Source organism: Thioclava sp. F34-6 (genome assembly GCF_002213235.1).
Taxonomy (GTDB): domain Bacteria; phylum Pseudomonadota; class Alphaproteobacteria; order Rhodobacterales; family Rhodobacteraceae; genus Thioclava; species Thioclava nitratireducens.
This window is the reverse complement of record NZ_NBOA01000005.1, coordinates 339135-364097: the sequence shown is the minus strand read 5'-3', so window position 1 is coordinate 364097 and position 24963 is coordinate 339135. Positions and strand designations below refer to the sequence as shown.

The following is a 24963-nucleotide window of genomic DNA, read 5'->3' as shown; positions in this document are numbered from 1 at the left end:
CACCTTCCATGGAACTTCACGAGGGCGTAGAGAGCGCGTGAGCCGGGATTCGCAGAGATTCTTGGTGGAATCACGGCGTATTCACACCTGCTCGCGCAAAATCACGCCGCGGTGAGCGCGGAAAATGGTGCCTCAGGTGGCTCCAATTGCGGCTTAAAAATCACAGGTTCCATCTCGATTGAAATTTTTTGGGATTTCGTGGGAAAGCTTGGTCTGCGTTCGCAGCTACCAGATATGGTAAATTTTTTCTTCATGATGCCTAGGGATATGCGATAAGGCGCGCAGGGCCTTGGGGCGGGGTGCTGCTGCGGACAAGATCTACCCAATCTTCGGCAAATTTTTTCTTGCGTGCCATGAATTCCCGTGGCATCCCTAATTCATCGGAAGCGAATGCAAATAGAGGCACCAAGACCTCACGGCGAAAAGCAGGTTTCATACAGGCCATCGCTTCACGAAAACAAAGAGATCCGGCGCGCGAGCGAGCAGACATCCCATCCCCCCAGGTGGCGCGTGCAGTCGGACATACCCAGTGATGGGAACGAGGGCGGCGGATTGGGCAGTGGCAGCAGCCCAATCCGCCGTTTTCATTCCGGGCCCGGCCCGGCGGGACAGGTGATAGGAGCGCGCTTTGGCGGGCATGTTCATAGGCGAATACACCTTCAAGGTGGACAGTAAGGGTCGCGTGTCGATCCCCGCGCTGTTTCGTCGTGAGCTCGAAGAGGGTGACCCCGAGCGCCCGAACAAAGATCGCCCCCGGATGGTCATCGTCTACGGTGCCGATACTCAGAAAATGCTTCAGATCTACACGCAGGCCGCTTTCGAGGCGCTGGCTGCCGATATCGCGGCGCTGCCGCGCGGCTCGAAGCAGCGCACGATCCTCCAGCGGATGGTTCTGTCCAAATCGCATCCGACCGAAGTCGATCCCGACGGCCGCCTCGTTCTCCCGGCGGCCTTGCGTACGAAGATCGGTCTCGACAAGGAGGCCTATTTCTCTGGCGTGGGCGAGACCTTCGAAATCTGGAACCCCGAGACCTTCGCCGCTGCCGATGAAGCCAATATCGATCAGTGGATCGAAGAGCAGGGCGAAGATTTCGACCCTCTCAGCCTTTTGTCGCAGGGGTGAGCCATGACGGATCGGGACGCCCTGCCAGACGCCCCCCACGTCCCGGTTTTGCTGCGGCCGCTCCTTCGGGCGGTCGCGCCTGTCTCTGGGACCTGGCTTGACGGAACCTTCGGCGCGGGCGGCTATGCGCGCGGTTTGCTTGAGGCGGGTGCCGACAAGGTGATCGGCGTGGATCGCGACCCGGCGGTTTTCGAGATGGCCGAGGCGTGGCGCGGCGAATACGGCGACCGGCTGGAGTTGGTCGAAGGCACGTTCTCCGAACTCGATACCTATTCCGACGAATTGCTCGATGGGGTGGTGCTGGATCTCGGCGTTTCCTCGATGCAACTCGATCAGGCCGATCGTGGCTTTTCTTTCATGCGCGACGGGCCGCTCGACATGCGGATGTCGCAGGAAGGGCCGTCGGCTGCCGATCTGGTCAACGAGACGGATGAGGGCGAACTCGCTGATATCCTTTATCAATATGGCGAGGAGCGCGCCTCGCGCCGGATCGCCAAGGCCATCGTCGAGGCGCGCAAGGTTCAGCCATTCGAGACGACGCAACAGCTCGTCAAGGTGATCGAGCGCTGCCTGCCGCGCCCGAAACCGGGGCAAAGCCATCCCGCAACGCGCAGCTTTCAGGGCCTGCGCATCGCGGTTAACGACGAATTCGGCCAGTTGATCGAGGGGCTGGAGGCCGCGGAACGTGCGCTGAAACCCGGCGGGCTGCTGGCGGTGGTCAGCTTCCACTCGCTCGAAGACCGGGTGGTGAAGCGCTTCTTCGCTGCGCGCTCGTCGACGGGCGGGGGCGGTTCGCGCCACGCGCCGGTTCAGCAAGCCCTTGATCCCGCGTTTGAAATTACCGTGAAAGGCGACGGGCCCGACGAAGAGGAACTGGAGGAAAACCCGCGTGCACGCTCGGCTCGGTTGCGGGTGGGGCGGCGCACGAATGCGCCCGCCGGCAAGGCCGATCGCACGCAACTGGGGCTTCCGAAGCTTGTCACCGGGGAAAAGAAGGGGAAACGCCGTTGAGACTGCTTGCCTATCTTGCCGCCTCTGCCTGTGTGCTCGCGCTCGCCTTCTGGGCCTATCACGTCAATTACGACACCCAGGACCGGATCGACGAGCTGCGCGACCTCAACCGGGAAATCGCCTCGCTGAACGAGGGCCTGACCGTGCTCAACGCCGAATGGGCTTATCTCAATCGCCCGCAGCGCCTGCGCGAACTGGTCAATCTCAACTTCACCTCGTTGCATCTTCTGCCGATGACGCCAGAGCAATTCGGAACCGTCGCCCAGATTGCCTACCCGACACCGCAGGCCGATGATACTGGCGCGTCCGGCACCGATCTGGCCGGCCTTTCCGATCCTGTCGAGGTCAAGGCCGATCCCGAGGGAGGGAACTGATGCGTACGCCCCTTCGCCCGCTCGCCCGTATCCTCGACGCCCGCGAAAAAGGCGAGAACCCCGACGCGATCGAACGCGAGAACCGCCGTCTGCGCGGCGAGGCCACCCGTGACAAGGCGCGTCAAAGCGCCGAAGGCCGTCTGCTGGTGATGTCGGTGATCTTCCTCGCGGCCTTCCTGACGGTGGGACTGCGCATGGGCTCTTTCGCCGCCGCGCGCCCCGAAGAGCCACAGACCGATTCCACGACCGAGCAGATTCACGCCCAACGCGCCGATATCGTCGACCGCAAGGGCAGGGTGCTCGCGACGAACCTGCTGACCCACTCGCTCTACGCGCAGCCGCCGATGATGATCGACCCGCTGGGCACGGTGGACAAGCTGGTGAAGATTTTCCCCGATCTCGACCGCGACCGGCTGAAGAAGGACTTCACCGGCCATCGCAAGTTCGTCTGGATCAAGCGCCGCATCAGCCCGGAGCAGATGCAGGCTGTTCACGATATCGGCGATCCCGGCCTTCTGTTCGGCCCGCGGGAGATGCGGCTTTATCCCAACGGCCATCTCGCCTCGCATATTCTTGGTGGCGCGCGCTACGGCACAGAAGGCGTGAACTCCGCCGAGATTCTCGGCGTGGCAGGGATCGAGAAGGAATATGACAGCTGGCTGCGCGATCCGGCCAATGGCGGGCAGCCGCTCAAGCTTTCGCTCGATCTGACCGTGCAATCGGCGCTAGAGGATGTGCTGTCGGGCGGTATGAAGCTGATGAACGCCAAGGGCGCGACCGCGGTACTGATGAAGGTCCACACCGGCGAGATCGTCGCGATGGCGAGCCTGCCCGATTTCGACCCGAACGACCGCCCCGCGCCGCTTCTGAAGGGCGACCCCTCCGACAGCCCGCTGTTCAACCGCGCGGTTCAGGGGATGTACGAGCTCGGCTCCACCTTCAAGATTTTCGCGGTGTCGCAGGCGATGCAGGACGGTCTGGTCACGCCCGAGACGATGATCGACACCAAGGGCCCACTGCGCTGGGGCAAGTTCCGCATCCACGATTTCCACAATTACGGCAAGCAGTTGTCGGTCACGGACGTGATCGTGCACAGCTCGAATATCGGCACCGCGCGGATCGTCCAGAAGATCGGCCCCGAGAAGCAGCGCGAGTTCCTCGGCAAGCTGGGCCTTCTGGAGCCTTCGCCGGTGGAACTGATCGAGGCGCCGACGGGCCGTCCGATCCTGCCGAAGAACTGGTCGGAGCTGTCCGCGATGACAATCGGCTACGGGCACGGTCTCTCCGACAGCCCGCTGCAGCTTGCGACGGCCTATGCGACGATCGCCAATGACGGGCGGCGCGTGCTGCCGACACTGATCGCCAATGGCGGCCCGCGCAAGCCGCACAAGCAGGAATTCGGCGCCCCGGAAGGCGCGCAGGTCGTGTCCCCGGAGGTCGCCCACAAGGCGCTGGCGATGATGCGCGCCGTTGTGACGCGCGGCACCGCAAGCTACGGCAATGTCGAGGGCTATCAGGTCGCTGGGAAGACCGGCACCGCCGACAAGCCCGATCCGCAGGGCGGCTATTACGACAAGAAGGTGATCTCGACCTTCGCGGGCGTCTTCCCGGTGACCAATCCCGAATATGTGCTTGTTCTGACGCTGGACGAGCCGACGGATACCTCCGGCGACACGCCGCGCCGCACCGCAGGCTGGACCGCCGTGCCGGTTGCGGCCGAGACGATCCGCCGTGTCGCGCCGCTTCTGGGTCTGCGCCCCGAACCGACGACACCCGACACGCTCGATGGCATCAGTCTGGTCAAGAAAGACTGACGTTTTCGGGGTCGGTAGGCGGGTGTCACGCCACGTGCATGAACCCGCGCATAGAGACAGGGGGCAGGGCCTGTCGCCTTGACCTCGCAGACGTGTCGCCGGATAAGTGCGGCGAACTGAATAAAGGACGGATACGATGGCTGCGGGCACCAAAATGCTGAGCGAATTGGGGCTGACGCCGCTGCAGGGCGCAGACTGCGCGATCTCGGGACTGTCGGTCGACAGTCGGCAGGTCAAACCGGGCCATCTTTTTGCGGCGTTGCCGGGCACGCAGATCCACGGGGCCGAGTTCATTCCTTACGCGTTGCGCATGGGCGCAGCCGCAGTGCTGACCGATCGCGCGGGCGAGCAAACCGCGCGCGAGGCGCTCGCGGGCACCGATACGGCCATTGTCGTCACGCAAGATCCGCGTCAGGCGCTCGCTTTCGCGGCAGCGCTGTGGTTCGAGCGCCAGCCCGAGACGATGATCGCGGTGACCGGCACCAACGGCAAGACTTCTGTCGCGACCTTTACCCGCCAGATCTGGCAGTTGCTGGGATTCGAGGCCGCGAATATCGGCACGACAGGCGTCGAGGGCAGCTATGCCGCACCTTCGCCGCATACGACGCCCGAGCCGATCACCCTGCATCGCTTGCTCTCGGACATGGCTGCCGTCGGCGTGACCCATGCCGCGATGGAGGCCTCGTCGCACGGGCTCGCGCAGCGTCGGTTGGATGGTGTGACGCTCTCGGCGGCCGCTTTCACCAACTTCTCGCAAGATCACCTCGATTACCACGCGAGCTTCGAGGAGTATTTCGCGGCCAAAGCTGGGCTCTTCACCCGGGTCCTGCCCGAAGACGGAGCGGCGGTGATCAATCTCGACGATCCCAAGGGGGAGGAACTCGCGCGCTATATCACTGCGCGCGGTCAGGAGCTGATCGGGATCGGCCATACCGAACGCTGCGAGATGCAGATTCTCGGGCAGCGGTTCGATGCAACCGGTCAGGATGTGCGCTTCGCCTGGGAAGGCTGGACCCAGATGACTCGCCTGCCGCTGATCGGCGGGTTCCAGGCGATGAATGTGCTTACCGGTGCGGCGCTCGCCATCGCGTGCGGCGCCGACCCCGAGGAGGTCTTCGCGACACTGCCGAAGCTCTCCACCGTGCGCGGGCGGATGCAACTGGCTGCCACCCGCGACAACGGCGCGACGGTCTTCGTCGATTACGCCCACACGCCGGATGCGGTGCAGACCGCGCTGAAGGCGCTGCGCCCGCATGTGATGGGCCGCCTGATCGCCATCGTCGGCGCAGGCGGGGATCGGGACGCGACGAAGCGCCCGCTGATGGGCAAGGCCGCCGCCGAGAATGCCGACATTGTCATCGTGACCGACGACAATCCGCGCTCGGAAGATCCCGCAACGATCCGCGCTGCCGTGCTGGAAGGCGCGCCAAAGGCGCTCGAAGTGGGCGACCGGGCCGAGGCGATCCTGCGCGGCGTCGATCTGCTGCAGCCCGGCGATGCGCTGCTGGTAATGGGCAAGGGCCATGAGAGCGGACAGATCATCGGCTCGGACACCTACCCGTTCGACGACGCCGAGCAGGCCTCGGTCGCTGTTGCTGCGCTGGACGGGAAAATCTGATGGCCGTTCTCTGGACCTCGAGCGACGCGGCTGCCGCCACCGATGGTGAGGCCACGCAGGCTTTCGCCGCAACCGGAATTTCCATCGACACCCGGACCATACATCCGGGCGATCTTTTCGTCGCACTCAAAGATGTGCGAGACGGCCATGACTTCGTGCGACAGGCGCTCGACAAAGGCGCGGCGGCGGCGATGGTCAGTCGCATTCCCGTGGGCTGCTCGAAAGACGACCCGCTGCTAATCGTGGATGACGTCCTCGCGGGCCTAGAAGCATTGGGGCGGGCGGGGCGCGCAAGGGCGCGGGCCCGTGTGCTCGCCGTCACCGGCTCGGTCGGCAAGACGTCGAGCAAAGAGATGCTGCGCGCTGTCCTCTCCGCTCAAGGCAAGGTTCACGCGGCCGAGGCGAGCTTCAACAATCACTGGGGTGTCCCGATCACGCTGGCGCGCCTGCCGCAGGATGCCGATTTCGCCGTGATCGAGATCGGGATGAGCAATCCGGGCGAGATCGCGCCGCTGGCGAAACTGGCGCGGCCCCATGCCGCGATGATAACGACCGTCGCGCCCGCGCATCTCGCGGCCTTCGAGAGTATCGAAGGCATCGCGCATGAGAAGGCGTCGATCTTCCAGGGCCTCGTCGAGGGCGGCACCGCGATCGTGCCGACCGGGCTGGAGACCTCCGACATCCTGCGCGAGGCCGCCCAGCAGGCAGGAACAATGGTCACCTTCGGCCCCGAGCCGGGCTCGGACTACCGTCTTGTCGAGGCCCGCATCTCGGGCGACGCAACCGTCGTTCAGGCGGACCACCATGGCACGTCGATCCTGTTCAAGGTGATGACCCCGGGGCGGCATTTCGCGGCCAACGCGCTCGGCGTGCTGGCCTTGGCCGAAGCCGCGGGTTGCGATCCGACCATTGCCGCGATGGATCTGGGCAACTGGCAGCCCCCCGCCGGGCGCGGTCAGCGCGAGCGGGTCTATATGGATGTGGTGGACGAGGCCGAGAGCTTCGACCTCTTCGACGACGCGTTCAACGCGAACCCCGCCTCGATGGCCGCAGCGCTCGAAGTTCTGGCAGGCGCCAAGCCACGCGACGGTGTTGGGCGCACCGCGAAAGGGCGCCGCATCGCGATCCTTGGCGACATGCTGGAGCTGGGCGAGGACGAAACGGCGCTGCACGCGGCCATCGCCGATCACCCGGCCATGGCGAAGGTCGACCTCGTGCATCTCGCGGGACCGCGCATGGCGGCGCTTCGCGAAGCCCTGCCGCGCACCAAGCGGGGAGAATGGTATGAAACGGCGGACAAGCTGGCAGAGCGCGCCCGCCACCTGATCGACCCCGGCGACGTGGTGCTGGTCAAAGGCTCGAAGGGCTCCAAGGTGAGCCTCGTCGTGAGCGTATTGAGAAAACTCGGCCAGCCCGGAGCGGCCGAGGCCCATAAGGGAAAAGACTAATGTTGTATTGGCTGACCGACTTCTCCGATGGCGGGGGCGTCTTCAACCTGTTCCGCTACATCACCTTCCGTGCGGGGGCGGCGTTCTTCACGGCGCTGCTGGTGGGGTTCATTTTCGGACCCTGGCTGATCGGGATCCTGCGCCGCACTCAGGGCAAGGGGCAGCCGATCCGCGATGACGGGCCCGAGGGGCATATCTCCAAGGCCGGGACGCCCACGATGGGCGGTATCCTGATCCTCACCGCGTTGTTGGTGTCGACGCTCCTCTGGGCGCGGCTCGACAACGGATATATCTGGGTCGTGCTGATGGTGACCTACGGCTACGCCGCAATCGGCTTCGCCGACGATTACGCCAAGGTTTCCAAGCAGAACACCAAGGGGGTCAGCAGCAAGGCGCGGCTCGCGCTCGGCTTCCTGCTCGCGCTTCTGGCGTCGCTCCTGACGTGGTATCTGCACCCGTCCGATCTGGAAGGGCGGCTGTCGATCCCGTTCTTCAAGGATCTGGTGCTGAACCTAGGCTATTTCTACATCCCCTTCGCGATGATCGTGATCGTGGGCGCGGCCAATGCGGTGAACCTGACCGACGGGCTCGACGGGCTCGCGATCATGCCGGTGATGATCGCCGCGGGTACGCTGGGCGCGATCGCCTATGTCGTGGGCCGCACCGACTTCACCGATTATCTCGGCGTGCAATTCGTGCCCGGCACCGGGGAACTGGTGATCTTCACCGCGGCGCTGATGGGGGGCGGTCTGGGCTTTCTGTGGTACAACGCGCCGCCGGCGGCGGTCTTCATGGGCGACACCGGCAGCCTCGCGCTTGGCGGCGCGATCGGCGCGATCGCGGTCTGCACCCAGCACGAGATCGTCCTCGGCATCGTCGGCGGGCTCTTCGTGGTCGAGGCGCTCTCGGTGATCATCCAGGTCGCCTATTTCAAACGCACCGGCAAACGGGTCTTCCTGATGGCCCCGATCCACCACCATTTCGAAAAGAAGGGGTGGTCGGAGCCGCAGATCGTCATCCGTTTCTGGATCATCTCGCTGATCCTCGCGCTGATCGGTCTGGCGACACTGAAGATCCGCTGACCCGCACATCTTTTTCTCCGATCGCGCCCCGCGCGCGATCTCTTCCGGCGCGCTTTGGTTCCTCGAGGCGCGCCGTGGTTTTTCTCAAAATTATTTGAGCGAACCAGAGCGAAATTCGTTGGTTGTCTCCCCGAACCGCGACGCGAGATGTCGCAAAAGTTTTTTAGCGAGGAGACCCCGATGACCCGCAAGTTCAACATCATCCTTTCGACGACCGCTCTTGCCGCTACGCTCTCGCTCGGCGCCGTTGCCACCCACGCAAATGGCGTGACCCAGGGCAGCAACGCGGAGAACGGCCAGTACGGTCTCGTCGATTACAAGATGCAGGTCGTTCCGAACGATCAGACGTCCACGGGCAACCCGCCCGCCGTGAACGTCACCACGGGCAGCGACGTCAACAACACCGCCGGTGTCGCCGGCAAGAAGGTCGGCGCTGCTACGGCCGAGCAAACTGCGAGCGGCCAAACCTCGAACGGTGGTGAATCGATCCCGGCGCAGAACCAACTGAAAAAGGATGCCGGCATCGTCGGTAACGAGGTTCAGGCAGGCGTGGACGACGCCGTCGTGTCTTCGGACGGTGCTGCGGTCGGTACGATCACGAAGGTCATGAACATGGGCAAGACCGACCAGGTCTATGTCCGCACCGATGACACGCTCGACACGGCTGTCTCGATGTTCAAGATCACCGTTCCGGCGTCGGAAGTCGGCTCGGGCAAACTGACCCTCAACGCGAGCCTGTCGGATATCCTGACGGAGCTCGAAAAGCAGCAAGACCAGAAGTCGTAATCTAACGACCGGACCAAGAAGACCCTTTTCGGCGCGCACGGTTCCTCCCCCTCCGTGCGCGCCGTTTTTACGTGTCTTGCCCTCTCCGCGCCGTGTTCCCCCTTTCCCCTTCGTATCGGTTCAAATATCCCGGAGTTGCGGGGGCAGGCCCCTGCGGCGCTGAGCGCGACAGGTCTGAAGGGCGGGGCATTCCCGCGAGGCGACAGGAGACTTCCATGATCCCGGTGCAGGGCTTTGACGGACAGAAGGTGGCGGTGCTCGGGCTCGGGCGTTCGGGTCTGGCGACGGCGGCGGCGCTGCGCGCAGGCGGGGCCGAGCCGCTCTGCTGGGATGACAGCCCCGAAGGCCGCGCGCGCGCCGAGGATGCAGGCTATAGCTGCCGCGACCTGACCCGTCACGGCGCTTTCGAGGGTGTCGCGGCGCTGATCGTCTCGCCAGGCATCCCGCATCTCTATCCCAAGCCGAACCAAGTGATCTCTGCGGCGATGGAGGCGGGCGTGCCCGTCGACAACGATATCGGTCTGTTCTTCGCCTCATGGGCCACCGACGATTTCATGCGCTACGATCAGGCACCGCGCACGATCTGCGTCACCGGCTCGAACGGGAAATCCACGACGACGGCGCTGATCCACCACATTCTGGAAGAGGCCGGGCGCCCGACCCAGATGGCGGGCAATATCGGGCGCGGCGTGCTCGATCTGGAACCGGCCGAAAATGGCGAGGTCGTGGTGCTGGAGCTGTCCTCCTATCAGACAGATCTGGCGCGGGCTCTGACGCCCGACATCGCGGTCTTTACCAATCTCTCTCCCGACCACCTCGACCGCCACGCCGGCATGGGCGGCTATTTCGCGGCCAAGCGTCGTCTTTTCGCCGAAGGCGGCCCGGATCGCGCGGTGATCGGCGTAGACGAGCCCGAAGGCATCTATCTTGCCAATCAGATCATGATGGGCCGCAACGATGACCGCCTGATCCGGGTCTCCGCGTCGCGCAAGCTGGGCGACTGGGGCTGGTCGGTCTTCGCCCGCAAGGGGTTCCTCAGCGAATGGCGCAAGGGCAAGCAGGTAGCATCGATCGATCTGCGCGAGGTGACCGGGCTGCCTGGCGCGCATAACCACCAGAACGCCTGCGCCGCCTATGCCGCCGTGCGCGCGCTCGGGATTTCGCCGCGCGTCATCGAAGAGGCGTTTCATTCCTTCGCCGGACTGCCGCATCGCAGCCAGACCGTCGCCGAAAAGGGCGGCGTGCGCTGGGTCAATGACTCCAAGGCCACCAATACCGACAGCGCTGCGAAAGCGCTGCAGGCCTTCCGGAACATCCGCTGGATCGCGGGCGGTCTGGGCAAGGAGGGCGGGGTGGACTCGCTGTCCGAGCATCTCGGCGCGGTGAAGAAAGCTTATTTCATCGGTCACTCGGCGCGCGATTTCGCGCTGGAACTGGCGGTCGAGCATGAGATTTGCGAGACGATGGAAGCCGCCGTCGCCGCCTGCGCCCGCGATGCCGAGGCGGGCGACACGGTCCTGCTGGCGCCCGCCGCGGCGAGCTTCGACCAATATCCGAATTTCGAGAAACGCGGCGATCATTTCGCGCAGCTCGTGGACGCATTGCCCGGCTGAGGCCGACCTTCGCAGAGCGGACCGTCCGCCCATCTCGCGACGCCGGGTGTCCCGCTTCGGGACAGCCGTCGATTTTGGCGCTTTTGTCACCGCATCGGCGTGCGGGCCGTAGCTCGAACGGCGCAGTAGCCTGAACGGCGTCATTCAGTGGCACGCGCCAAACCTCCGCAACAAGACGAGAATCGCGCCCAACCGACGAATCGCGGCATGGGCGTTGCCGCGCGTTCGCGGGGACCATCGGCGTGTCCGGGGTCCAGATTTCGGCACCGCTGCCAAAAAATACAACGTTGAGTTGTTATATTGCGACGCCGCGCCGATGTCTCCGCGTCGAAACCCTCGCAATCTGAATCTTGGCTGCCCGGCTCAACAGGGGACACGGGGCCAGATTTAAACGCCGGGGTGGGCCGGCATTTCAAAACGGAGAAAGACCATGAAACTGTTCAAACTCGCTTCGCTGCGCCGTCTGAAGACTGACGAAGAGGGCGTCACGGTCGTCGAATACGGCATCGCGCTGGCGATCGCATTGGGAATTGGCGCTACGATCTACACTGGTCTTAGCGGCGCGGTCGCGGGGCGCATGACTGCCGCGACCACTCTTATGACTCCGACGACTACCCCGTGACCTCGGCCGAGTAGTGTCGCGTCTTTCGCTCAGGGCAGCCGCCGTAGAGTTGCCCTGAGCCACTCAACTCATTCCACGAAACGGAGAGCGCCATGCGTATCGCATCTTTGCTAACCTTTACCGCAGGACTCGCCGTGGCAGGTGGCTCGGCTTACCTGGCGCGCGATTTCTTCGAGGCGAAATACAAACGCGAAGTGGCGGCCGAGCGCGAAGGCCTCGTCGAGGTGCTCGCCGCAGCACAGAACATTCCCTTCGGTCAGACCATCGAGGCGCAGAAACTGACCTCGATCTCCTGGCCGAAAGACGCGCTGCCGCCGGGGGTCTTCACGGATTACGCAGCCCTCCTGCCGAAATCGGGCGGAGAGCCGCGCCGGGCCCGCGCCGAGATCGCGCAGGGCGAGTTGATCCTCGCCTCCAAGGTGTCGAATTACGGCGAAAAGGTTACCATCGTTCAGACCCTCGGCCCGAACAGCCGCGCAATGGCGATCGAAGTCAACGCCTCGAGCGGGGTGGGTGGTTTCGTGACACCGGGCGACCGTGTCGACGTGATGCTGACGCGCGGTAGCAACGAGACGCTCAAGACCGTGACGATCCTTCAGGACGTCCGCGTCATCGGGGTCGATCAGGAAGCCGATGAGAAGGTGAAGACCCCCGGCGTGGCGCGTACAGTCACGGTCGAGGTTTCGCCCGAACAGGGCCAGCGCCTCGCACTCGCGCAGAAGGCGGGCACGCTGAGCCTGACGCTGCGCACGCTGGACGACGCCGAGAGCGATCCGCTGCCTTCGATCGGTCTCGCGGACATTCTCAGCGAGCGCCCGAAGAACAAGCTCGAACCGACGCCGATCCGCACCGTGATCGTCCGGCGCGGCACCGAAGTCACCGAAACCGCGATCAAGTGAGGCTCGGGGTCGATGGGGCGCATCCAGAACAGCATCCGGCGTTTCGCCAGAGAGGAAGACGGGACGATCCTCGTCTTCTTCGGGATGAGCCTCGTTGTGCTGCTGGGGCTCGTCGCGCTGTCCTTCGACCTGGGGCGGCTCGGCAGCACCCGCTCGGAGCTGCAATCCTTCGCGGACTCGGTGGCCTTGGCGGCGGCAGGCGAACTTGACGGCAACAATGACGCGATCACGCGGGCCGAAGCCGCGGCCCAACTCATCGTCGACAGCCAGAGCTTCGCGACTGGCTCGCGGGTGCTTGGGGCCGCGAATGACGTGACCCTGACCTATCTCAGCGCGCTCCCGGCAAACGACAATGACGCGACAGACGCGGTCACCACCGATCCGACAAAAGCCGCCTTCGTCCGAGTTGACGTCAACGAACGCGAAGTTCAGGGCGTCTTCGCCGCTGCCTTCACGACGATGGGCGGCTATGACGCTTTCGACGGCTCGGCCTCGGCGCAGGCGGTGGCGGGGCTCGAAATCCTCGCCTGCGACGTCACGCCCTTGATGTTCTGCGTCCCGCCCGGTTTCGACGCGGAGAAAGACATAGGACAGATGATCCTGCTGCGCTCTGGCGGGGGCGGCGACGCAGCCTGGGGGCCCGGTGATTTCGGGTTTCTCGATCCGAAACGCGCCAAGGTCGACGAAGACGGGCCCTGCGCGAATAAATCCGGAGCCCAGCTCGACGCCTGCCTGCTCGGTGCGGTCAGCAAGATCACCCAATGCTTCAACCAGCGCGGCGTCGACCTCGAGCCGGGCCAGAAGGAAGGGCGCAACGCGGCGATCTTCAATGTGCGCTTCGACATGTACCAGTCGATTATGAACGGCCTCAGCAAGGATCCCAATTACGCGCCCGCACCCAATGTCATCAAGGGGATCGTCGCCGCCAACCCGAGCGGGAAGGAAAACACCAGCAAGAACGCCTGCATCAAGGAGAACGAGGAGGTCTCGCCCGATACGGTCGGTCTGCCGCGTGACGATTGCTTCATGCCGGGCGCAGCTGAGCCATGCGGTCGCTTCGGCGATGGCGACTGGTCGCAGGGTCGCATCACCTACATGCAGAAGAATTACGGCATCGACATCACGGCAGAGGGTGCGACGGATCCCTTTGCCGACGCTGTGACCCGTTACGATCTCTACCTTGCCGAGATCGCGGCGGCGAATGGCGGCGACATCCTTTCGGGACGCGCGGAGACGGGCCTGCCGAGCTGCGCGCCGGCGGCGGCCCCTAACGCCGATCGCCGCGTGCTGATCGTCGCGGGGATCGATTGCAGCGCCGAGACGGGCACCGTGATCAAGGGCGCTGCCACCAATGTGCCGGTCAAGGAATTCGTCAAGGTCTTCCTGACCGAGCCGGTGGGCGAGGACGGATCGAGCCCGCCGACGATGGATATCTGGGGCGAGGTTATCGGCTCTGCCAGCAATGGCGATCAAGAGGAACTGGGCACGGGCGGCATGGTCCGCGACGTTGTCCAGCTTTACCGGTGAGCGCGATGCGGTGGTTTCGTGCATATCGCCTCCGCAGCCCGCGCCGGATCTGGCGCGATGATGAGGGTGCGCAGCTGGTGGAATTTGCGCTGGTGCTGCCGCTGATGCTGATCCTGTTTGCCGCGATCATAGAGAGCGGGCGGATGTTCCTCGCCTACCAGACGGTGATCGGCGGCGTGCGCGATGCGAGCCGCTACCTCGCCCGCATCACTCCGCGCAGCATCTGCGAAACCGGTGGCAGCGTCGACGGTCAGGCGGCGACGCTCGCGAATATCGTCGGCAACGCGATCACCGGCGGCAGCGTTCTGGGTGGCGGCGTGACAGTCACCAGCGTCGAACCGAGCCTCGACTGCATCGCAGGAAGCTATCGTTTCGGCGATGCGCCAATCGTCGAAGTTGCGGCGAATGTCACGATCACTTTCCCCTTCGCCGGTCTCTTCACCCTCGTGACGCCCTCCACGCTCGGCACCGTGACCACGGTCGTCGCCGACCAGAACCGGGTCTTCGGCTCATGAGCGCGCGTTTCGCATATCGGGCACATGGCTTCCGCCGCTTCCTGCGTGACGAAGAGGGCGCGACCCTTGTCGAGTTCACGCTGGTCTTCGGCCTCTACCTGCTGGTGTTCTTCGGGCTGCTGGATTTCGGTCGTCTGGCCTATCACTACGTGAACATGCAGCGCGGGCTGCAGGTTGCGGCGCGGCTCGCCGCGGTGCGCCCGCCGGCCTGCGCCGGTGTGCCCGAGACGAATACGCGCGGCGTGACGCCGAAGGACCAGGCGGAGCCCCAATTCGGCACCAATTGCAGCGCCGAGAGCTGGGTCTGCTCCGCACCTGCGACGGTAAGCTGCTCGGGCGCGATGACGAATCCGACCGTGGCCGAGATCTGGCCGATCGTGGCCCCGGCGCTGCCCAATGGCTCGAGCGCGGCGAACCTGTCCTTCAGCTATTCCTACGATCCCGAACTCGGGTTCCTCGGCGGGCCCTATGTGCCGATGGTCACGGTCGAATTGCAGAATGTGAACTTCGTATTCGCGACGCCGCTGGGCGCGCTGGTGGGGCTCGTGACGGGCACCGTCGATGAAAATCTTGATGCAGATATCGCCTTCCCGAGCATGAGTACGTCGATGCCGGGCGAGGATCTCGCGCAGGGCGCGGGTAGCTAAAGCAAGGGGAGAGATGAAATGACTCGTAGAACCAATCCGATGGTCCTGGTGCCCGAGCCGAGCGCTCGCGACCTTGCCGCACCCGCCAAGCGCCGGCTGAGCTTTTCTGCCGAGACCGGGCGTATGGCGCAGACGGAGGCACCCGACGATGAAGGCCAGGTGATCGCGGTTGCGCGCAGCCGTGGTGGCATCGGGGCGACGATGCTGGCGGTGAACCTCGCGCATCAGCTCTCGGCGCAGGGCGCCAAGAAAGGGCAGGCGCCGCGCCGCGTCGGCTTGATTGACCTCGACCTGCAATTCGGCATGGTCGCGGGGTTCCTGGACCTCGAGCCGAGCCCGGCGCTCTACGACATGGCGCGTAGCGGCGCGATGCCCGATGAGACCTTCGTCGACCAGTCGCTGCAATATTCGAAAGACGGGTTGGAAGTGCTCTGCGCTCCTGCCGCCTTTGCGCCGCTCGGCGCGCTCGGGGCCGATCAGGTGACCGAGCTGATCACGCTGATGCAGGCGCGCTGCGATTACGTCATCGTCGATCTGCCGCATGCGCTGATCGACTGGGTCTCGCCGGTGCTGGCGCGCGCCTCCTTGCTGTATCTGGTGACCGATCTCGCGGTGCCGTCGCTGCAGCAGGCACGCCGCCTGATCGACGCCTATCGCGAGGAAAACCTCGCGCTGGAGATCGAGGTGGTCGTGAACCATCAAAGCCGTCCGCTGATGCGCTCACGGCTGCAGCAGGAAGCGGCGAAGGCGCTCGATCGCGACCTCAGCCACTGGCTTCCCGACGACCCGCGCGCCGCACGGGAGGCCGCCGATCGCGGAGTGCCGCTGGCGCGGATCGGACGGCGCTCCGCCTTGTCGAAAGCGATCGCCGGGCTTGCGAAAGGGCGGCTCGCACAGAGCGCGGCCCGGTCGAACTGAGGGGGAACACGAGATGTTTCGCAATTTCACGGATCGCGGGTCCAAACGTACCGAGACCGAGAAGGTGATCCCGCTCGGCAAACCCTTCGCGGGAAGTCCGCCGAAAGAGGCGCGCGAGATGGTCGCGCAAAAGAACCCGCCGAAACCGGCGGCGCCTTCGATCGACGAAGAAAGCCAGCGCCGCGCGCTGGAGTTGAAAAGCCGGTTGCACGATGCGCTTCTTGATCGGCTAAACCTGTCGATGCTCGACAAGGTCGTGCCTGAGGAACTCCGCCGCGAAGTGGCCGCACTGGTCAGCGAAGAACTGCGCGACGCGAAAACCCCGCTGCGCGCGGAGGAGTTCAAGACGCTGGTCGACGAGCTTCTCAACGAGGTGCTGGGCCTTGGCCCGCTCGAGCCGTTGCTGGCCGATCCCTCGATCAACGATATTCTCGTCAACGGCTGCAACCGCGTCTTCGTCGAACGTCACGGCGTGCTGGAGCGCACCGCGGTGCGCTTTCGCGACGAGCGTCATCTGCTCCGGATCATCGACAAGATCGTCTCGCGGGTGGGCCGCCGGATCGACGAGAGCAACCCTTGGGTCGATGCGCGGCTCGATGACGGCAGCCGCGTGAACGCGATCATCCGGCCTTGCGCGATCGACGGGCCGAGCCTCTCGATCCGCAAGTTCTCGCGCCAGCCCTATACGCTGGAGCGGCTCGTCGAGACCGGGATGATGACCGGGGCGGCGGCGCGGTTCCTGCAGGGGCTGGTCCATTCCCGCAAGAACATCCTGATTTCCGGCGGCACCGGCTCGGGCAAGACGACGCTGCTGAACGCGATCTCTGCCGCCATCGACCCGCGCACGCGGATCGTGACGATCGAGGATGCAGCGGAACTGCAGCTGCAGCAGGAGCACGTCGTGCGGCTGGAAACCCGGGCGCCAAATCCGAACGGGCAGGGCGCGGTGCTCCAGCGCGATCTCGTGAAGAACGCGCTCCGGATGCGGCCCGACCGGATCATCGTGGGCGAGGTGCGCGGCTCGGAAGCCTTCGACATGTTGCAGGCGATGAACACCGGCCACGACGGCTCGATGACCACCGTCCACGCCAATTCCGCCCGTGATGCCCTGGGGCGGATCGAGCAGATGGTGACCATGATCGGCCTCGACATGCCGCTGACCGCGATCCGTTCGCAGATCGCCTCCGGACTCGACATCGTGGTGCAGATTGCGCGCCTCTCCGACGGCCGCCGCCGGGTACTGTCGATCTCGGAAATCACCGGGCAGGAGGGCAATATCGTGATGATGCAGGACATCTTCACGTTCCGGAAGACCGGCACCACCGCAGATGGCGCGATCGAGGGCGAGTTCACCGCCACCGGCCTGCGCCCGCGCTGCCTCGAAGACCTGATCGCAGCGGGCGTCGCGGTCGATCCGACTGATTTCAAGATGCGGGGGCACTGAGCCATGTGGGAGATAATCGAAAAAGACCTTGCCGCCTATGTCGCCTATAGCGGCATCGCGCTTGGCGTGCTGCTGGCGCTGACCGGGGGGCTGCATCTGCTCAACCGGACGGAGACCAGCGGCGAGGCCAAGAGCCGCCGGATGAAGATGATCGCGAAGGGCCGCGACACCGAGGAGGTGCTTGCGCTGCTCAAGCCCGATCCGCGCAAAGGATGGATCGCGCGGCTCCCCAAGAGCTTCGACCTGCCGCGCCTGCTGCATCGTGCGGGCTTCCGGATCGGGCCGGACAAATTCCTGCTGCTCTGCGCCGCGCTTACGATCGGGAGTTTCGTACTCGCGCTTGCGCCGCTCGGCCCGTTGCGGGCGGCCCCGGCGGCACTGGTCATCGGGCTGGTGCTGCCTTTTCTGGTCCTGCGCTCGCGGGCGACGCAGCGGATGAAGGTGCTGACCGGCCAACTTCCCGACGCGCTCGACATGCTGGCGCGCGGTCTGAAGATCGGCCATCCGCTGAACATGTCGATCGGCGCCGTGGCCGAGGAAATGCCGGACCCGATCGGCACCGAGTTCGGCATCATCTTCGATCAGGTCACCTACGGTGAAGATCTTCCTGACGCGGTGCTGGAATTCGCCGAGAGGGTGGGGCTGGAAGACGCCGATTATCTCGCCGCCAGCATCGGCATCCAGCATGGCACGGGCGGCGATCTCGCCCGCGTCCTCGAAGTGCTGGCGGCGACGACGCGGGGCCGGATCTCGATGCGGCGCAAGATCCGCGCGATCTCGGCGGAGGGGCGCGCCTCGGCGTGGTTCCTGACCGCTCTGCCCTTCATCATGTTCGGCTTCACCTCGCTGATTTCGCCCAATTACTATGGCGAGGTCGCCGATCAGCCGATGTTCCGCACGATGGCGATCATCGTCATCACGCTGATTGTCCTGAATGCCGTGGTGCTGCGCCGCTTGGTGCAGTTCCGGATCTGAGCCGGGGAGAGAGACCATGTTGATGACACGGATCGAGGATTTTGCGCTTCGGATGGGCATCGCGCCCGAAACGCTTCTGGCCGCCGGGATCGGCTTCGGCCTGCTGCTGCTGATCGTCGGGCTTCAGGCCGCCTTCCAGCGCGACCGCGCCGCCGAGCGGATTGCGGCCATTGGCGGGCCGAAAACGGGGGGACGTGCCGAGCATGGCTATCTCAAGGCGCCGGAGGCCCGGCCGGGTCAGATCCTGAAGGCCTTCGTGCCCGCAGACCGCCAGACCCGCTCCAAGCTCGAACGCAAACTCGCGCAGGCCGGTCTGTCCGGGGCGAGCGCCTTGCGCCGCTTCACTCTGATCCGGATCGCGCTGGGGATCGGTCTGCCGGGGATTTTCATGGGGCTCCTGATCGCCGCGCGTAGCCCCGACATCGCGCTGCCGCTGGGGCTGGATGCCCGCCTCGGCAGCCTGAGCGGTATCGCGACCTACCAGATACTCACCGGCCTTGTCGCTGGCGGTTACCTGCTGCCGCTGATGTGGCTCAACGGCCGGATGCGTGAGCGGCGGTTGCGCATCGAGGAAAGCTTTCCGAACGCGCTCGACCTGATGCAGGTCGCCATCGAGAGCGGCATGGGGTTCGATGCGGCGATGACTCGCGTCGGCAACGAACTGGCCGAGACCTCGCCGGAGATCTCCTTCGAGTTCCTCTCGGTGCAGCGACAGGTCCAGGCCGGTCGCGAGCGCGAGGCGGCCCTGCGGGACATGGCCGACCGCACCGGGGTCGAGACCGTGCGCGCTTTCGCCAATGTCGCGAGCCAGTCGCTGCGCTTCGGGGCGTCCATGGCACAGGCCCTGACAACCTATGCCGCCGATCTGCGTGGCATCCGCGAGATGCGCGCGCAGGAAAAGGCCAATCGCCTGCCGGTGCAGATGTCCGGGGTTCTCGCTTCGCTGATGCTGCCGGCGCTGATCCTGATCGCGGTCGGCCCCGTGGTGATTCGATATTTTATGAACTACGCCCAGTAAATCGAATCGTTTCCAAATCGGCGCTTTTCCCAAGGCATTGTTTACGGGCAATTTTTACGGACGAAATTTCGACCTAAATGCCGAAATTGCAACCTATGGGTGTATCGGTTGCCTGTGGATACATTCCTGGGTTCTGTGGATATAGTCCAAATGGCTAGCTTAGGAATTAAACCATTTAGGAGTTACGCTTAGAGATGGCCCACGCGCTGTCACGCTAAGAAAAGGGGCCACATATAATAGTTTCTGGGGATGGTGGGGACCATGCGAGACTATGGAACAGCCGGGGCACCGCCCGGGCAGGAGCGCGCTATCGAAGCGGGCATGATTGGGGCCGTTGCACAGTGGTGTGAGTGTCTGCACGGGACGAACCCGCTCCGCATGGCATTGAGATATCTGACCGACAGTATCGGGGCCGAGGCCATCATATTGGCGCGCTATCCGCGAGATGCGGGCGCACCGGCGCGGGCGCTGGTTCATGACAGGGCGAGATCGGGTTGCCGGATCCCCTTGGAGCAAAGCTTCGCGGGCGATCTGCTGGGCGATTACCTGGACAAGGCGAAGAAGGGCTCGACTTGGTATCGCTCGATGCAGGACGAGGACGTGCCGCCTGCGGTCGCCTCGGCGCTCGCCCGTCGCAACCTGATCGAGATGGTGGTCATCCCGCTCGAGATCAGCGATCGCTGGGTCGATACGCTGGAGCTGCATTTCACCGAGAAGTTGCGCCAGTATCAGCAGGCTGTGCTGACGACGCTCGGCGATACGCTTAGCCGCACCTGGCACAACCGCGCGCGAGGCATGTTCACCGAGAGCTTGCTGAAATCGGCCGCCAAGCAGGCCGCGCCGCTCATCGGCTCGCCGATTCTGAGCGCGGATAACCCGGCGCGCCTGAGCCGTTCGGAATATCGCGTCTGCCTGCTGCTGCGCCATGGCCAGTCGCCCGATCAGATGCTTGCGGAGCTGGGGATCAAGGAATCCACCCTGCGCACCCATCTAAGCAATCTCTATTCCAAGACGGGCGCGCGCAACCTGGCGGAATTGACTTTCCAGCTTGTCTCCGGACTGCCGTTCGAACTCGGCGGCGCGAAATCCGGACGGGTCGCATGACTGCGCAACTCCTGCCGCTGGCGGCGCTGGCCCCGGTGTTGATCTGGGTCGCGCTCAGCGATCTGCGCGAGATGCGCATCCCAAATAGGATCGTGCTGATTACGCTGGGCTTCTTTGCGCTCTGCGCGCCGTTCCTAGCTCTGCACGAACTGAGCCTGCGGCTGGCCGCGGCAGCGATCACTTTCGCGGTTGGCTACGTCTTCTTCGTGCTGCGCGCCTTCGGAGGCGGGGACGTGAAATTCCTCGCGGCCCTGATGCTGTTCGTGCCCTCTGCGGCGATGGGGGAGTTTTTGATCGCCTTTTCCGTCGCGCTTTTCGCAGGCTCTGCGCTGACGATGGGGCTGCAAAGCGCGCCAGTGGCGGCGCGCCTCGGGCCTCGCTTGGGTTGGAAGAGCTGTTACGCACGGGGAAAGCTCCCGATGGGCGTCTCGATCGCGCTTGCCGGTCTGGCTTTGCCTTATCTGGTCGGCGGGTAGGCCCCGCCAAGGGAGGACCTATGTCACGCAAGATTTGGACCGACACGTTGGGGGCTTTCGCCCTCGTGCTCTGCGTCGCAGGTGGCGCGGTGCAGGCAGAGGAGACGCAGCCCAACACGACGGCGCGTGCTCATGATTTGATCTGGGGGACACCGAAGGTTCCCGCCGATCCCGAGACGGGGCTCGCGATGCTGGAACGCGCGGCGTCGGAGGGTAATGCCCAGGCCGCGCGGATGGCCGGAGAGCTGCTCCTCTGGGGTGGTCCGGTCCCGACGGATCGTGCCCGCGCGATGGAGCTCCTGTCGCAAGCCGCGGATGCCGGCGATGCTGGCGCCGCGCGCGTGCTGGGCGAGCAATTGCTGGGCGGCTGGGTGCTGCCGCGCGACACCGACCGTGGCCGGGCCCTTCTCGAGGCGCAGGTGAAATCGGGAAACCGGGATGCGGCGATCAAGCTGGGCGAAGCCTATCTCTATGGCATCGGCGTGCCCCGGAACCGCGAAAAGGCGCGCGACCTGTTCGAGACTGCGGCGGAGGCGGGCGACGCGACCGGCTTGTGGAAATTTGGCGAGGAGATGATGTGGTCGCAGCGCGATCCGGCCGCGGCTGAGACGATGTTGCAGCGCGCAGGGGCCGCGGGCATCGGCAGCGCTTATGCGACGCTGGCCGAGGGCGCGATGTATGGCTATCTCGGCAGCGGCAAGGTCTCGCGGGCCAAGTTCGACGGCTACGCCAAGGCCGCCCGTGCGGCCGGAAACGAGCGGATCGAAGTGCTCGACGCCACACGCCGCATCTGGGGCATCTCGATGCGCGGTGATGGCAAGATGGCGGTGGCGCAACTGCGTGAGGCCGCCGAAGCAGGCAACCGCACGGCGGCGCGCTATCTCGTCGGTCTCTTGCGCGATGGCAACGCCTACAACGTGCGGCGCGATCCCAAGAGGGCGTCGACGTTCCTAGAAGCGCATGCCGATCTGTTCACGCCGGAAGAGCGGGCGAATTACGAGATGACCATCCGCGCGGCGATGCATCGGCACGACGCAGATTTCGCGCCGCTCGCCGGAGAGATCGCGCCGGCCATGGCCAAGATGTCCGCCGCAGAGGCACGCGACCTTTTCAAGGCCAATCCGAGGCTCGCGGTCTATCTGATCCAGAAACATCTCGCCAAGCAGGGGCTGTACCGTGGCCCGCTCGACGGCTTCGCCGGGCGCGGAACGCTGCGCGCGATGGAGCGCGCCTGCGGCAAGATGCCGGGCGATATGGCCTGCCGTGACGGGGTTCTCGCGCCCGAGATCGTGGGGGCGATGCTGCGCGACGGGTGGGGCGCCTAAGTGACGTCGAAGGTTCTGGTCACCGGGGGCGCGGGCTTCATCGGGTCGCATTGCTGCAAGGCGCTCGCCGAGGCGGGGCACACCCCTGTGGTCTTTGACGATCTGTCGCGCGGCCATGCCGATGCGGTGCGCTGGGGGCCGCTCGTCGAAGGCGATCTGCGCGACCGAAAACTGGTCGAGGCGACGCTCGAGGGCCACCGGATCGATGCCGTGATCCATTTCGCGGCGCTGGCCTATGTCGGTGAGAGCGTGGCCGAGCCCACCCGCTATTACAACGTCAATCTGGGCGGGATGACCGCCCTTCTGGGCGCGATGCAGGCGGTGGGGCTCGACAAGATCGTCTTCTCGTCGAGCTGCGCCACCTATGGCACGCCCGAGACGCTGCCGATTTCCGAGGACACGCCGCAAAACCCGATCAACCCCTATGGCCGCAGCAAGCTGATCTGCGAATGGATGCTGGAGGATGCCGCCGCCGCGACCGGGTTGCGGTTCGCGGCCCTGCGCTACTTCAACGCGAGCGGCGCCGAGCCGAGCGGCGAGATCGGCGAGCGCCACGACCCGGAAACCCATCTGATCCCGCTGGTGCTGCGTGCGGCCTCGGGGCAGGGCCCGGCGGTGAAGGTCTTCGGCACGGATTATCCGACGCCCGACGGCACCTGCATCCGCGACTATATCCATGTCGACGATCTGGCCCGCGCGCATCTTCTGGCGCTCGATCACCTGGAGGGCGGCGGAGATAGCCTGAAACTGAACCTAGGGACCGGACGGGGCGCGTCGATCCGCGAGGTGATCGCCTCGGTCGAGCGGGTGACGGGGCGCAAGGTGCCCTTCGAGGACGCGCCGCGCCGCCCCGGCGATCCGGCGGAACTGGTGGCCGATCCGTCGCGGGCGCGCGACGCTCTGGGCTTTACCGCGCGCTACCGTGAACTTGACGAGATCGTGTCCCATGCCGCCCCGTGGTTCGGTCTCTGACCTCGGGTTCGCCCATCGCCGGGGTTGAGCCTGCCGCCCAGCCATCTATCTTGCGGCTCAACGCAACTCAGGAGGCTCTCATGGCAAGCGACGCAATCGATCCGCAACTTCTCGACCGGCTGGCCGAGGTTGCCGTGCAGGTGGGGCTGAACCTGCAAGACGGTCAGGATCTGGTGTTGACTGCGCCCGTCGAAGCGCTGCCGCTGGTGCGCCGGATCGCCGCCGAAGCCTATCGCGCGGGCGCTGGCACGTTCACCCCGATCCTCAGCGATGGTCAGATCACGCTGGCCCGGTTCGAGAACGCCAAGGATGCCAGCTTCGACCGTGCGCCCGATTGGCTCTATCAGGGCATGGCGAAAGCCTACGAAGGCGGCGCGGCCCGCATGGCGATCGTGGGCGAAGACCCAATGCTGCTGTCGGAACAGGACCCGGAAAAAGTCTCGCGCGCGGGCAAGGCCAACTCCATCGCCTACAAGCCGGCGCTGGAGAAAATCTCGAATTTCGAGATCAACTGGTCGATCGTGAGCTACCCGACCGTGGCCTGGGCCAAGCGCGTCTTCCCCGATCTGCCGGAGGAAGAGGCCGTGGGCAAACTGGCCGACGCGATCTTCGCGGCCTCGCGCGCCGACCAGCCCGATCCCGTCGCCGCTTGGGAGGCGCATAACGCCGCCCTGCGCAAGCGCCGCGACTGGCTGAACGAGCAGCGCTTCTCGGCGCTTCATTTCACCGGTGGTGGCACCGATCTGACCGTGGGTCTCGCCGACGATCACGAGTGGAGCGGTGGTGCGTCGGAGGCCAATAACGGCGTCGTCTGCAACCCGAACATCCCGACCGAAGAGGTCTTCACCACGCCCCATGCCGAGCGCGTCGACGGGATCGTTCGCGCGACCAAACCGCTGTCGCATCAAGGCAGCCTGATCGAGAATATAGAGATGCGTTTCGAGGGCGGCAAAGTGGTCGAGGCGAAGGCCAGCCGCGGCGAGGCGGTGCTGCAAAAGCTGATCGACACCGACGAGGGCGCGCGCCGTTTGGGCGAGGTCGCGCTGGTGCCGAACGGCTCGCCGATCTCGGCCTCGGGGCTGTTGTTCTTCAACACGCTCTATGACGAGAACGCGGCCTGCCATATCGCGATGGGGCAGTGCTATTCGAAATGTTTCATCAACGGCGGCGAGCTGAGCGCGGACGAGGTCGCGGCGAAGGGCGGCAACAGCTCGATGATCCATGTCGACTGGATGATCGGCGGTCCCGAGACCGATATCGACGGCATCAAGCCCGACGGCACCCGCGTCCCGGTCTTCCGCAAGGGCGAATGGGCCTGATCGCCCGCGGAACCTGACAAAGTATAGCGCCCGACACGCCGATTGGTGTGTCGGGCGCTTATTTTTTGTGCGGATGCAGGGAATTTCGCCCCGTTCTGCGCAGTTCGAAACGGCCGGGGTAGCAGGGCACCGCGCTACGCGGGTGCCGCTTGACGAAAACGGAAACTAGGCGAAATCTGAAAGCAAGGGTCGTGCTTGGCTGACCCTCTTGGGCAACCCGCGCATCTTGCGCCGTGTGAAGGGCCGCCCGGCCGATGCGGATTTTCGATCCTCCTCCCCGAAAACGCGTTCAGGCCGGGCGGTGCCCAGCCTGAGCGGAAAGAGCCCGAATTC

At 65.0% G+C, this 24963-nt stretch carries 23 protein-coding genes; all 23 read left to right on the top strand.

Annotated elements, in window-relative coordinates; translation table 11 throughout:
• Positions 1-637 precede the first annotated feature (637 nt).
• The 23 genes from mraZ (at position 638) to B6V72_RS12840 (ending at position 24630) form a co-directional block, all read left to right on the top strand.
• Positions 638-1123 (top strand): division/cell wall cluster transcriptional repressor MraZ, encoded by a 486-nt coding sequence (mraZ, locus tag B6V72_RS12950; protein ID WP_078520010.1) that lies wholly within the window; start codon positions 638-640, stop codon positions 1121-1123.
• Between the two features lie 3 nt (positions 1124-1126).
• A complete protein-coding gene (gene rsmH / locus B6V72_RS12945) occupies positions 1127-2134 on the top strand; it encodes a 16S rRNA (cytosine(1402)-N(4))-methyltransferase RsmH (protein WP_088735750.1) in 1008 nt (335 codons plus the stop codon).
• On the top strand, positions 2131-2508 hold the full coding sequence (locus B6V72_RS12940; protein ID WP_075774430.1) for a cell division protein FtsL: 378 nt from the start codon (positions 2131-2133) through the stop codon (positions 2506-2508). The genes rsmH and B6V72_RS12940 overlap by 4 nt, the downstream gene beginning before the upstream one ends.
• A complete protein-coding gene (locus tag B6V72_RS12935; RefSeq protein WP_240496904.1) occupies positions 2508-4322 on the top strand; it encodes a penicillin-binding protein 2 in 1815 nt (604 codons plus the stop codon). The genes B6V72_RS12940 and B6V72_RS12935 overlap by 1 nt, the downstream gene beginning before the upstream one ends.
• A gap of 136 nt (positions 4323-4458) precedes the next feature.
• Positions 4459-5940, top strand: a complete 1482-nt coding sequence (locus tag B6V72_RS12930; RefSeq protein ID WP_075774432.1) for a UDP-N-acetylmuramoyl-L-alanyl-D-glutamate--2,6-diaminopimelate ligase — start codon at positions 4459-4461, stop codon at positions 5938-5940.
• Positions 5940-7388: a UDP-N-acetylmuramoyl-tripeptide--D-alanyl-D-alanine ligase gene (gene murF, locus B6V72_RS12925; protein WP_088735749.1), complete on the top strand. Its 1449-nt coding sequence runs from the start codon at positions 5940-5942 to the stop codon at positions 7386-7388. The genes B6V72_RS12930 and murF overlap by 1 nt, the downstream gene beginning before the upstream one ends.
• Positions 7388-8470 carry a phospho-N-acetylmuramoyl-pentapeptide-transferase gene (mraY, locus tag B6V72_RS12920; protein ID WP_075774434.1) on the top strand — a complete coding sequence of 361 codons (1083 nt, stop codon included), beginning with the start codon at positions 7388-7390 and terminating at the stop codon, positions 8468-8470. Before murF ends, mraY begins: the two co-directional genes overlap by 1 nt.
• Positions 8471-8650: 180 nt before the next feature.
• Positions 8651-9256, top strand: a complete 606-nt coding sequence (locus B6V72_RS12915) for a hypothetical protein (RefSeq protein ID WP_088726845.1) — start codon at positions 8651-8653, stop codon at positions 9254-9256.
• A gap of 215 nt (positions 9257-9471) precedes the next feature.
• Positions 9472-10869, top strand: a complete 1398-nt coding sequence (gene murD, locus B6V72_RS12910) for a UDP-N-acetylmuramoyl-L-alanine--D-glutamate ligase (protein WP_088735748.1) — start codon at positions 9472-9474, stop codon at positions 10867-10869.
• A gap of 430 nt (positions 10870-11299) precedes the next feature.
• Positions 11300-11491 (top strand): Flp family type IVb pilin, encoded by a 192-nt coding sequence (locus tag B6V72_RS12905; RefSeq protein WP_088735747.1) that lies wholly within the window; start codon positions 11300-11302, stop codon positions 11489-11491.
• Between the two features lie 92 nt (positions 11492-11583).
• Positions 11584-12390: a Flp pilus assembly protein CpaB gene (gene cpaB / locus B6V72_RS12900; RefSeq protein ID WP_088735746.1), complete on the top strand. Its 807-nt coding sequence runs from the start codon at positions 11584-11586 to the stop codon at positions 12388-12390.
• Between the two features lie 12 nt (positions 12391-12402).
• Complete coding sequence (locus B6V72_RS12895) at positions 12403-13917, top strand: pilus assembly protein TadG-related protein (protein WP_088735745.1); 1515 nt, start codon at positions 12403-12405, stop codon at positions 13915-13917.
• A gap of 5 nt (positions 13918-13922) precedes the next feature.
• Positions 13923-14432: a TadE/TadG family type IV pilus assembly protein gene (locus B6V72_RS12890; RefSeq protein ID WP_075774440.1), complete on the top strand. Its 510-nt coding sequence runs from the start codon at positions 13923-13925 to the stop codon at positions 14430-14432.
• Positions 14429-15079, top strand: coding sequence for a TadE/TadG family type IV pilus assembly protein (locus tag B6V72_RS12885; protein WP_088735744.1), 651 nt, complete (start codon positions 14429-14431; stop codon positions 15077-15079). The genes B6V72_RS12890 and B6V72_RS12885 overlap by 4 nt, the downstream gene beginning before the upstream one ends.
• Positions 15080-15097: 18 nt before the next feature.
• The gene (locus tag B6V72_RS12880) at positions 15098-15997 is read left to right on the top strand and encodes a hypothetical protein (RefSeq protein WP_146696202.1); all 900 of its coding nucleotides are present in this window, start codon (positions 15098-15100) and stop codon (positions 15995-15997) included.
• 13 nt (positions 15998-16010) lie between these two features.
• Positions 16011-17441: a CpaF family protein gene (locus B6V72_RS12875; protein WP_088735742.1), complete on the top strand. Its 1431-nt coding sequence runs from the start codon at positions 16011-16013 to the stop codon at positions 17439-17441.
• Positions 17442-17444: 3 nt separating this feature from the next.
• Complete coding sequence (locus tag B6V72_RS12870; RefSeq protein ID WP_075774444.1) at positions 17445-18416, top strand: type II secretion system F family protein; 972 nt, start codon at positions 17445-17447, stop codon at positions 18414-18416.
• 16 nt (positions 18417-18432) lie between these two features.
• Positions 18433-19434: a type II secretion system F family protein gene (locus B6V72_RS12865; RefSeq protein ID WP_088721802.1), complete on the top strand. Its 1002-nt coding sequence runs from the start codon at positions 18433-18435 to the stop codon at positions 19432-19434.
• 378 nt (positions 19435-19812) lie between these two features.
• Positions 19813-20538: a helix-turn-helix transcriptional regulator gene (locus B6V72_RS12860; RefSeq protein WP_157771571.1), complete on the top strand. Its 726-nt coding sequence runs from the start codon at positions 19813-19815 to the stop codon at positions 20536-20538.
• A complete protein-coding gene (locus B6V72_RS12855; RefSeq protein ID WP_075774447.1) occupies positions 20535-21014 on the top strand; it encodes a prepilin peptidase in 480 nt (159 codons plus the stop codon). Before B6V72_RS12860 ends, B6V72_RS12855 begins: the two co-directional genes overlap by 4 nt.
• A 20-nt stretch (positions 21015-21034) precedes the next feature.
• Positions 21035-22339: an SEL1-like repeat protein gene (locus B6V72_RS12850; protein ID WP_088735741.1), complete on the top strand. Its 1305-nt coding sequence runs from the start codon at positions 21035-21037 to the stop codon at positions 22337-22339.
• The gene (galE, locus tag B6V72_RS12845; protein ID WP_088735740.1) at positions 22340-23311 is read left to right on the top strand and encodes a UDP-glucose 4-epimerase GalE; all 972 of its coding nucleotides are present in this window, start codon (positions 22340-22342) and stop codon (positions 23309-23311) included.
• A gap of 80 nt (positions 23312-23391) precedes the next feature.
• A complete protein-coding gene (locus B6V72_RS12840) occupies positions 23392-24630 on the top strand; it encodes an aminopeptidase (RefSeq protein ID WP_088735739.1) in 1239 nt (412 codons plus the stop codon).
• Positions 24631-24963 lie beyond the last annotated feature (333 nt).

Coding starts and splice junctions, on each gene's coding strand:
- mraZ (WP_078520010.1), top strand. CDS start 638: ATGTTCATAGGCGAATACACCTTCAAGGTGGACAGTAAGGGTCGCGTG.
- rsmH (WP_088735750.1), top strand. CDS start 1,127: ATGACGGATCGGGACGCCCTGCCAGACGCCCCCCACGTCCCGGTTTTG.
- B6V72_RS12935 (WP_240496904.1), top strand. CDS start 2,508: ATGCGTACGCCCCTTCGCCCGCTCGCCCGTATCCTCGACGCCCGCGAA.
- B6V72_RS12930 (WP_075774432.1), top strand. CDS start 4,459: ATGGCTGCGGGCACCAAAATGCTGAGCGAATTGGGGCTGACGCCGCTG.
- murF (WP_088735749.1), top strand. CDS start 5,940: ATGGCCGTTCTCTGGACCTCGAGCGACGCGGCTGCCGCCACCGATGGT.
- mraY (WP_075774434.1), top strand. CDS start 7,388: ATGTTGTATTGGCTGACCGACTTCTCCGATGGCGGGGGCGTCTTCAAC.
- B6V72_RS12915 (WP_088726845.1), top strand. CDS start 8,651: ATGACCCGCAAGTTCAACATCATCCTTTCGACGACCGCTCTTGCCGCT.
- murD (WP_088735748.1), top strand. CDS start 9,472: ATGATCCCGGTGCAGGGCTTTGACGGACAGAAGGTGGCGGTGCTCGGG.
- B6V72_RS12905 (WP_088735747.1), top strand. CDS start 11,300: ATGAAACTGTTCAAACTCGCTTCGCTGCGCCGTCTGAAGACTGACGAA.
- cpaB (WP_088735746.1), top strand. CDS start 11,584: ATGCGTATCGCATCTTTGCTAACCTTTACCGCAGGACTCGCCGTGGCA.
- B6V72_RS12895 (WP_088735745.1), top strand. CDS start 12,403: ATGGGGCGCATCCAGAACAGCATCCGGCGTTTCGCCAGAGAGGAAGAC.
- B6V72_RS12890 (WP_075774440.1), top strand. CDS start 13,923: ATGCGGTGGTTTCGTGCATATCGCCTCCGCAGCCCGCGCCGGATCTGG.
- B6V72_RS12885 (WP_088735744.1), top strand. CDS start 14,429: ATGAGCGCGCGTTTCGCATATCGGGCACATGGCTTCCGCCGCTTCCTG.
- B6V72_RS12880 (WP_146696202.1), top strand. CDS start 15,098: ATGACTCGTAGAACCAATCCGATGGTCCTGGTGCCCGAGCCGAGCGCT.
- B6V72_RS12875 (WP_088735742.1), top strand. CDS start 16,011: ATGTTTCGCAATTTCACGGATCGCGGGTCCAAACGTACCGAGACCGAG.
- B6V72_RS12870 (WP_075774444.1), top strand. CDS start 17,445: ATGTGGGAGATAATCGAAAAAGACCTTGCCGCCTATGTCGCCTATAGC.
- B6V72_RS12865 (WP_088721802.1), top strand. CDS start 18,433: ATGTTGATGACACGGATCGAGGATTTTGCGCTTCGGATGGGCATCGCG.
- B6V72_RS12860 (WP_157771571.1), top strand. CDS start 19,813: ATGGCATTGAGATATCTGACCGACAGTATCGGGGCCGAGGCCATCATA.
- B6V72_RS12855 (WP_075774447.1), top strand. CDS start 20,535: ATGACTGCGCAACTCCTGCCGCTGGCGGCGCTGGCCCCGGTGTTGATC.
- B6V72_RS12850 (WP_088735741.1), top strand. CDS start 21,035: ATGTCACGCAAGATTTGGACCGACACGTTGGGGGCTTTCGCCCTCGTG.
- B6V72_RS12840 (WP_088735739.1), top strand. CDS start 23,392: ATGGCAAGCGACGCAATCGATCCGCAACTTCTCGACCGGCTGGCCGAG.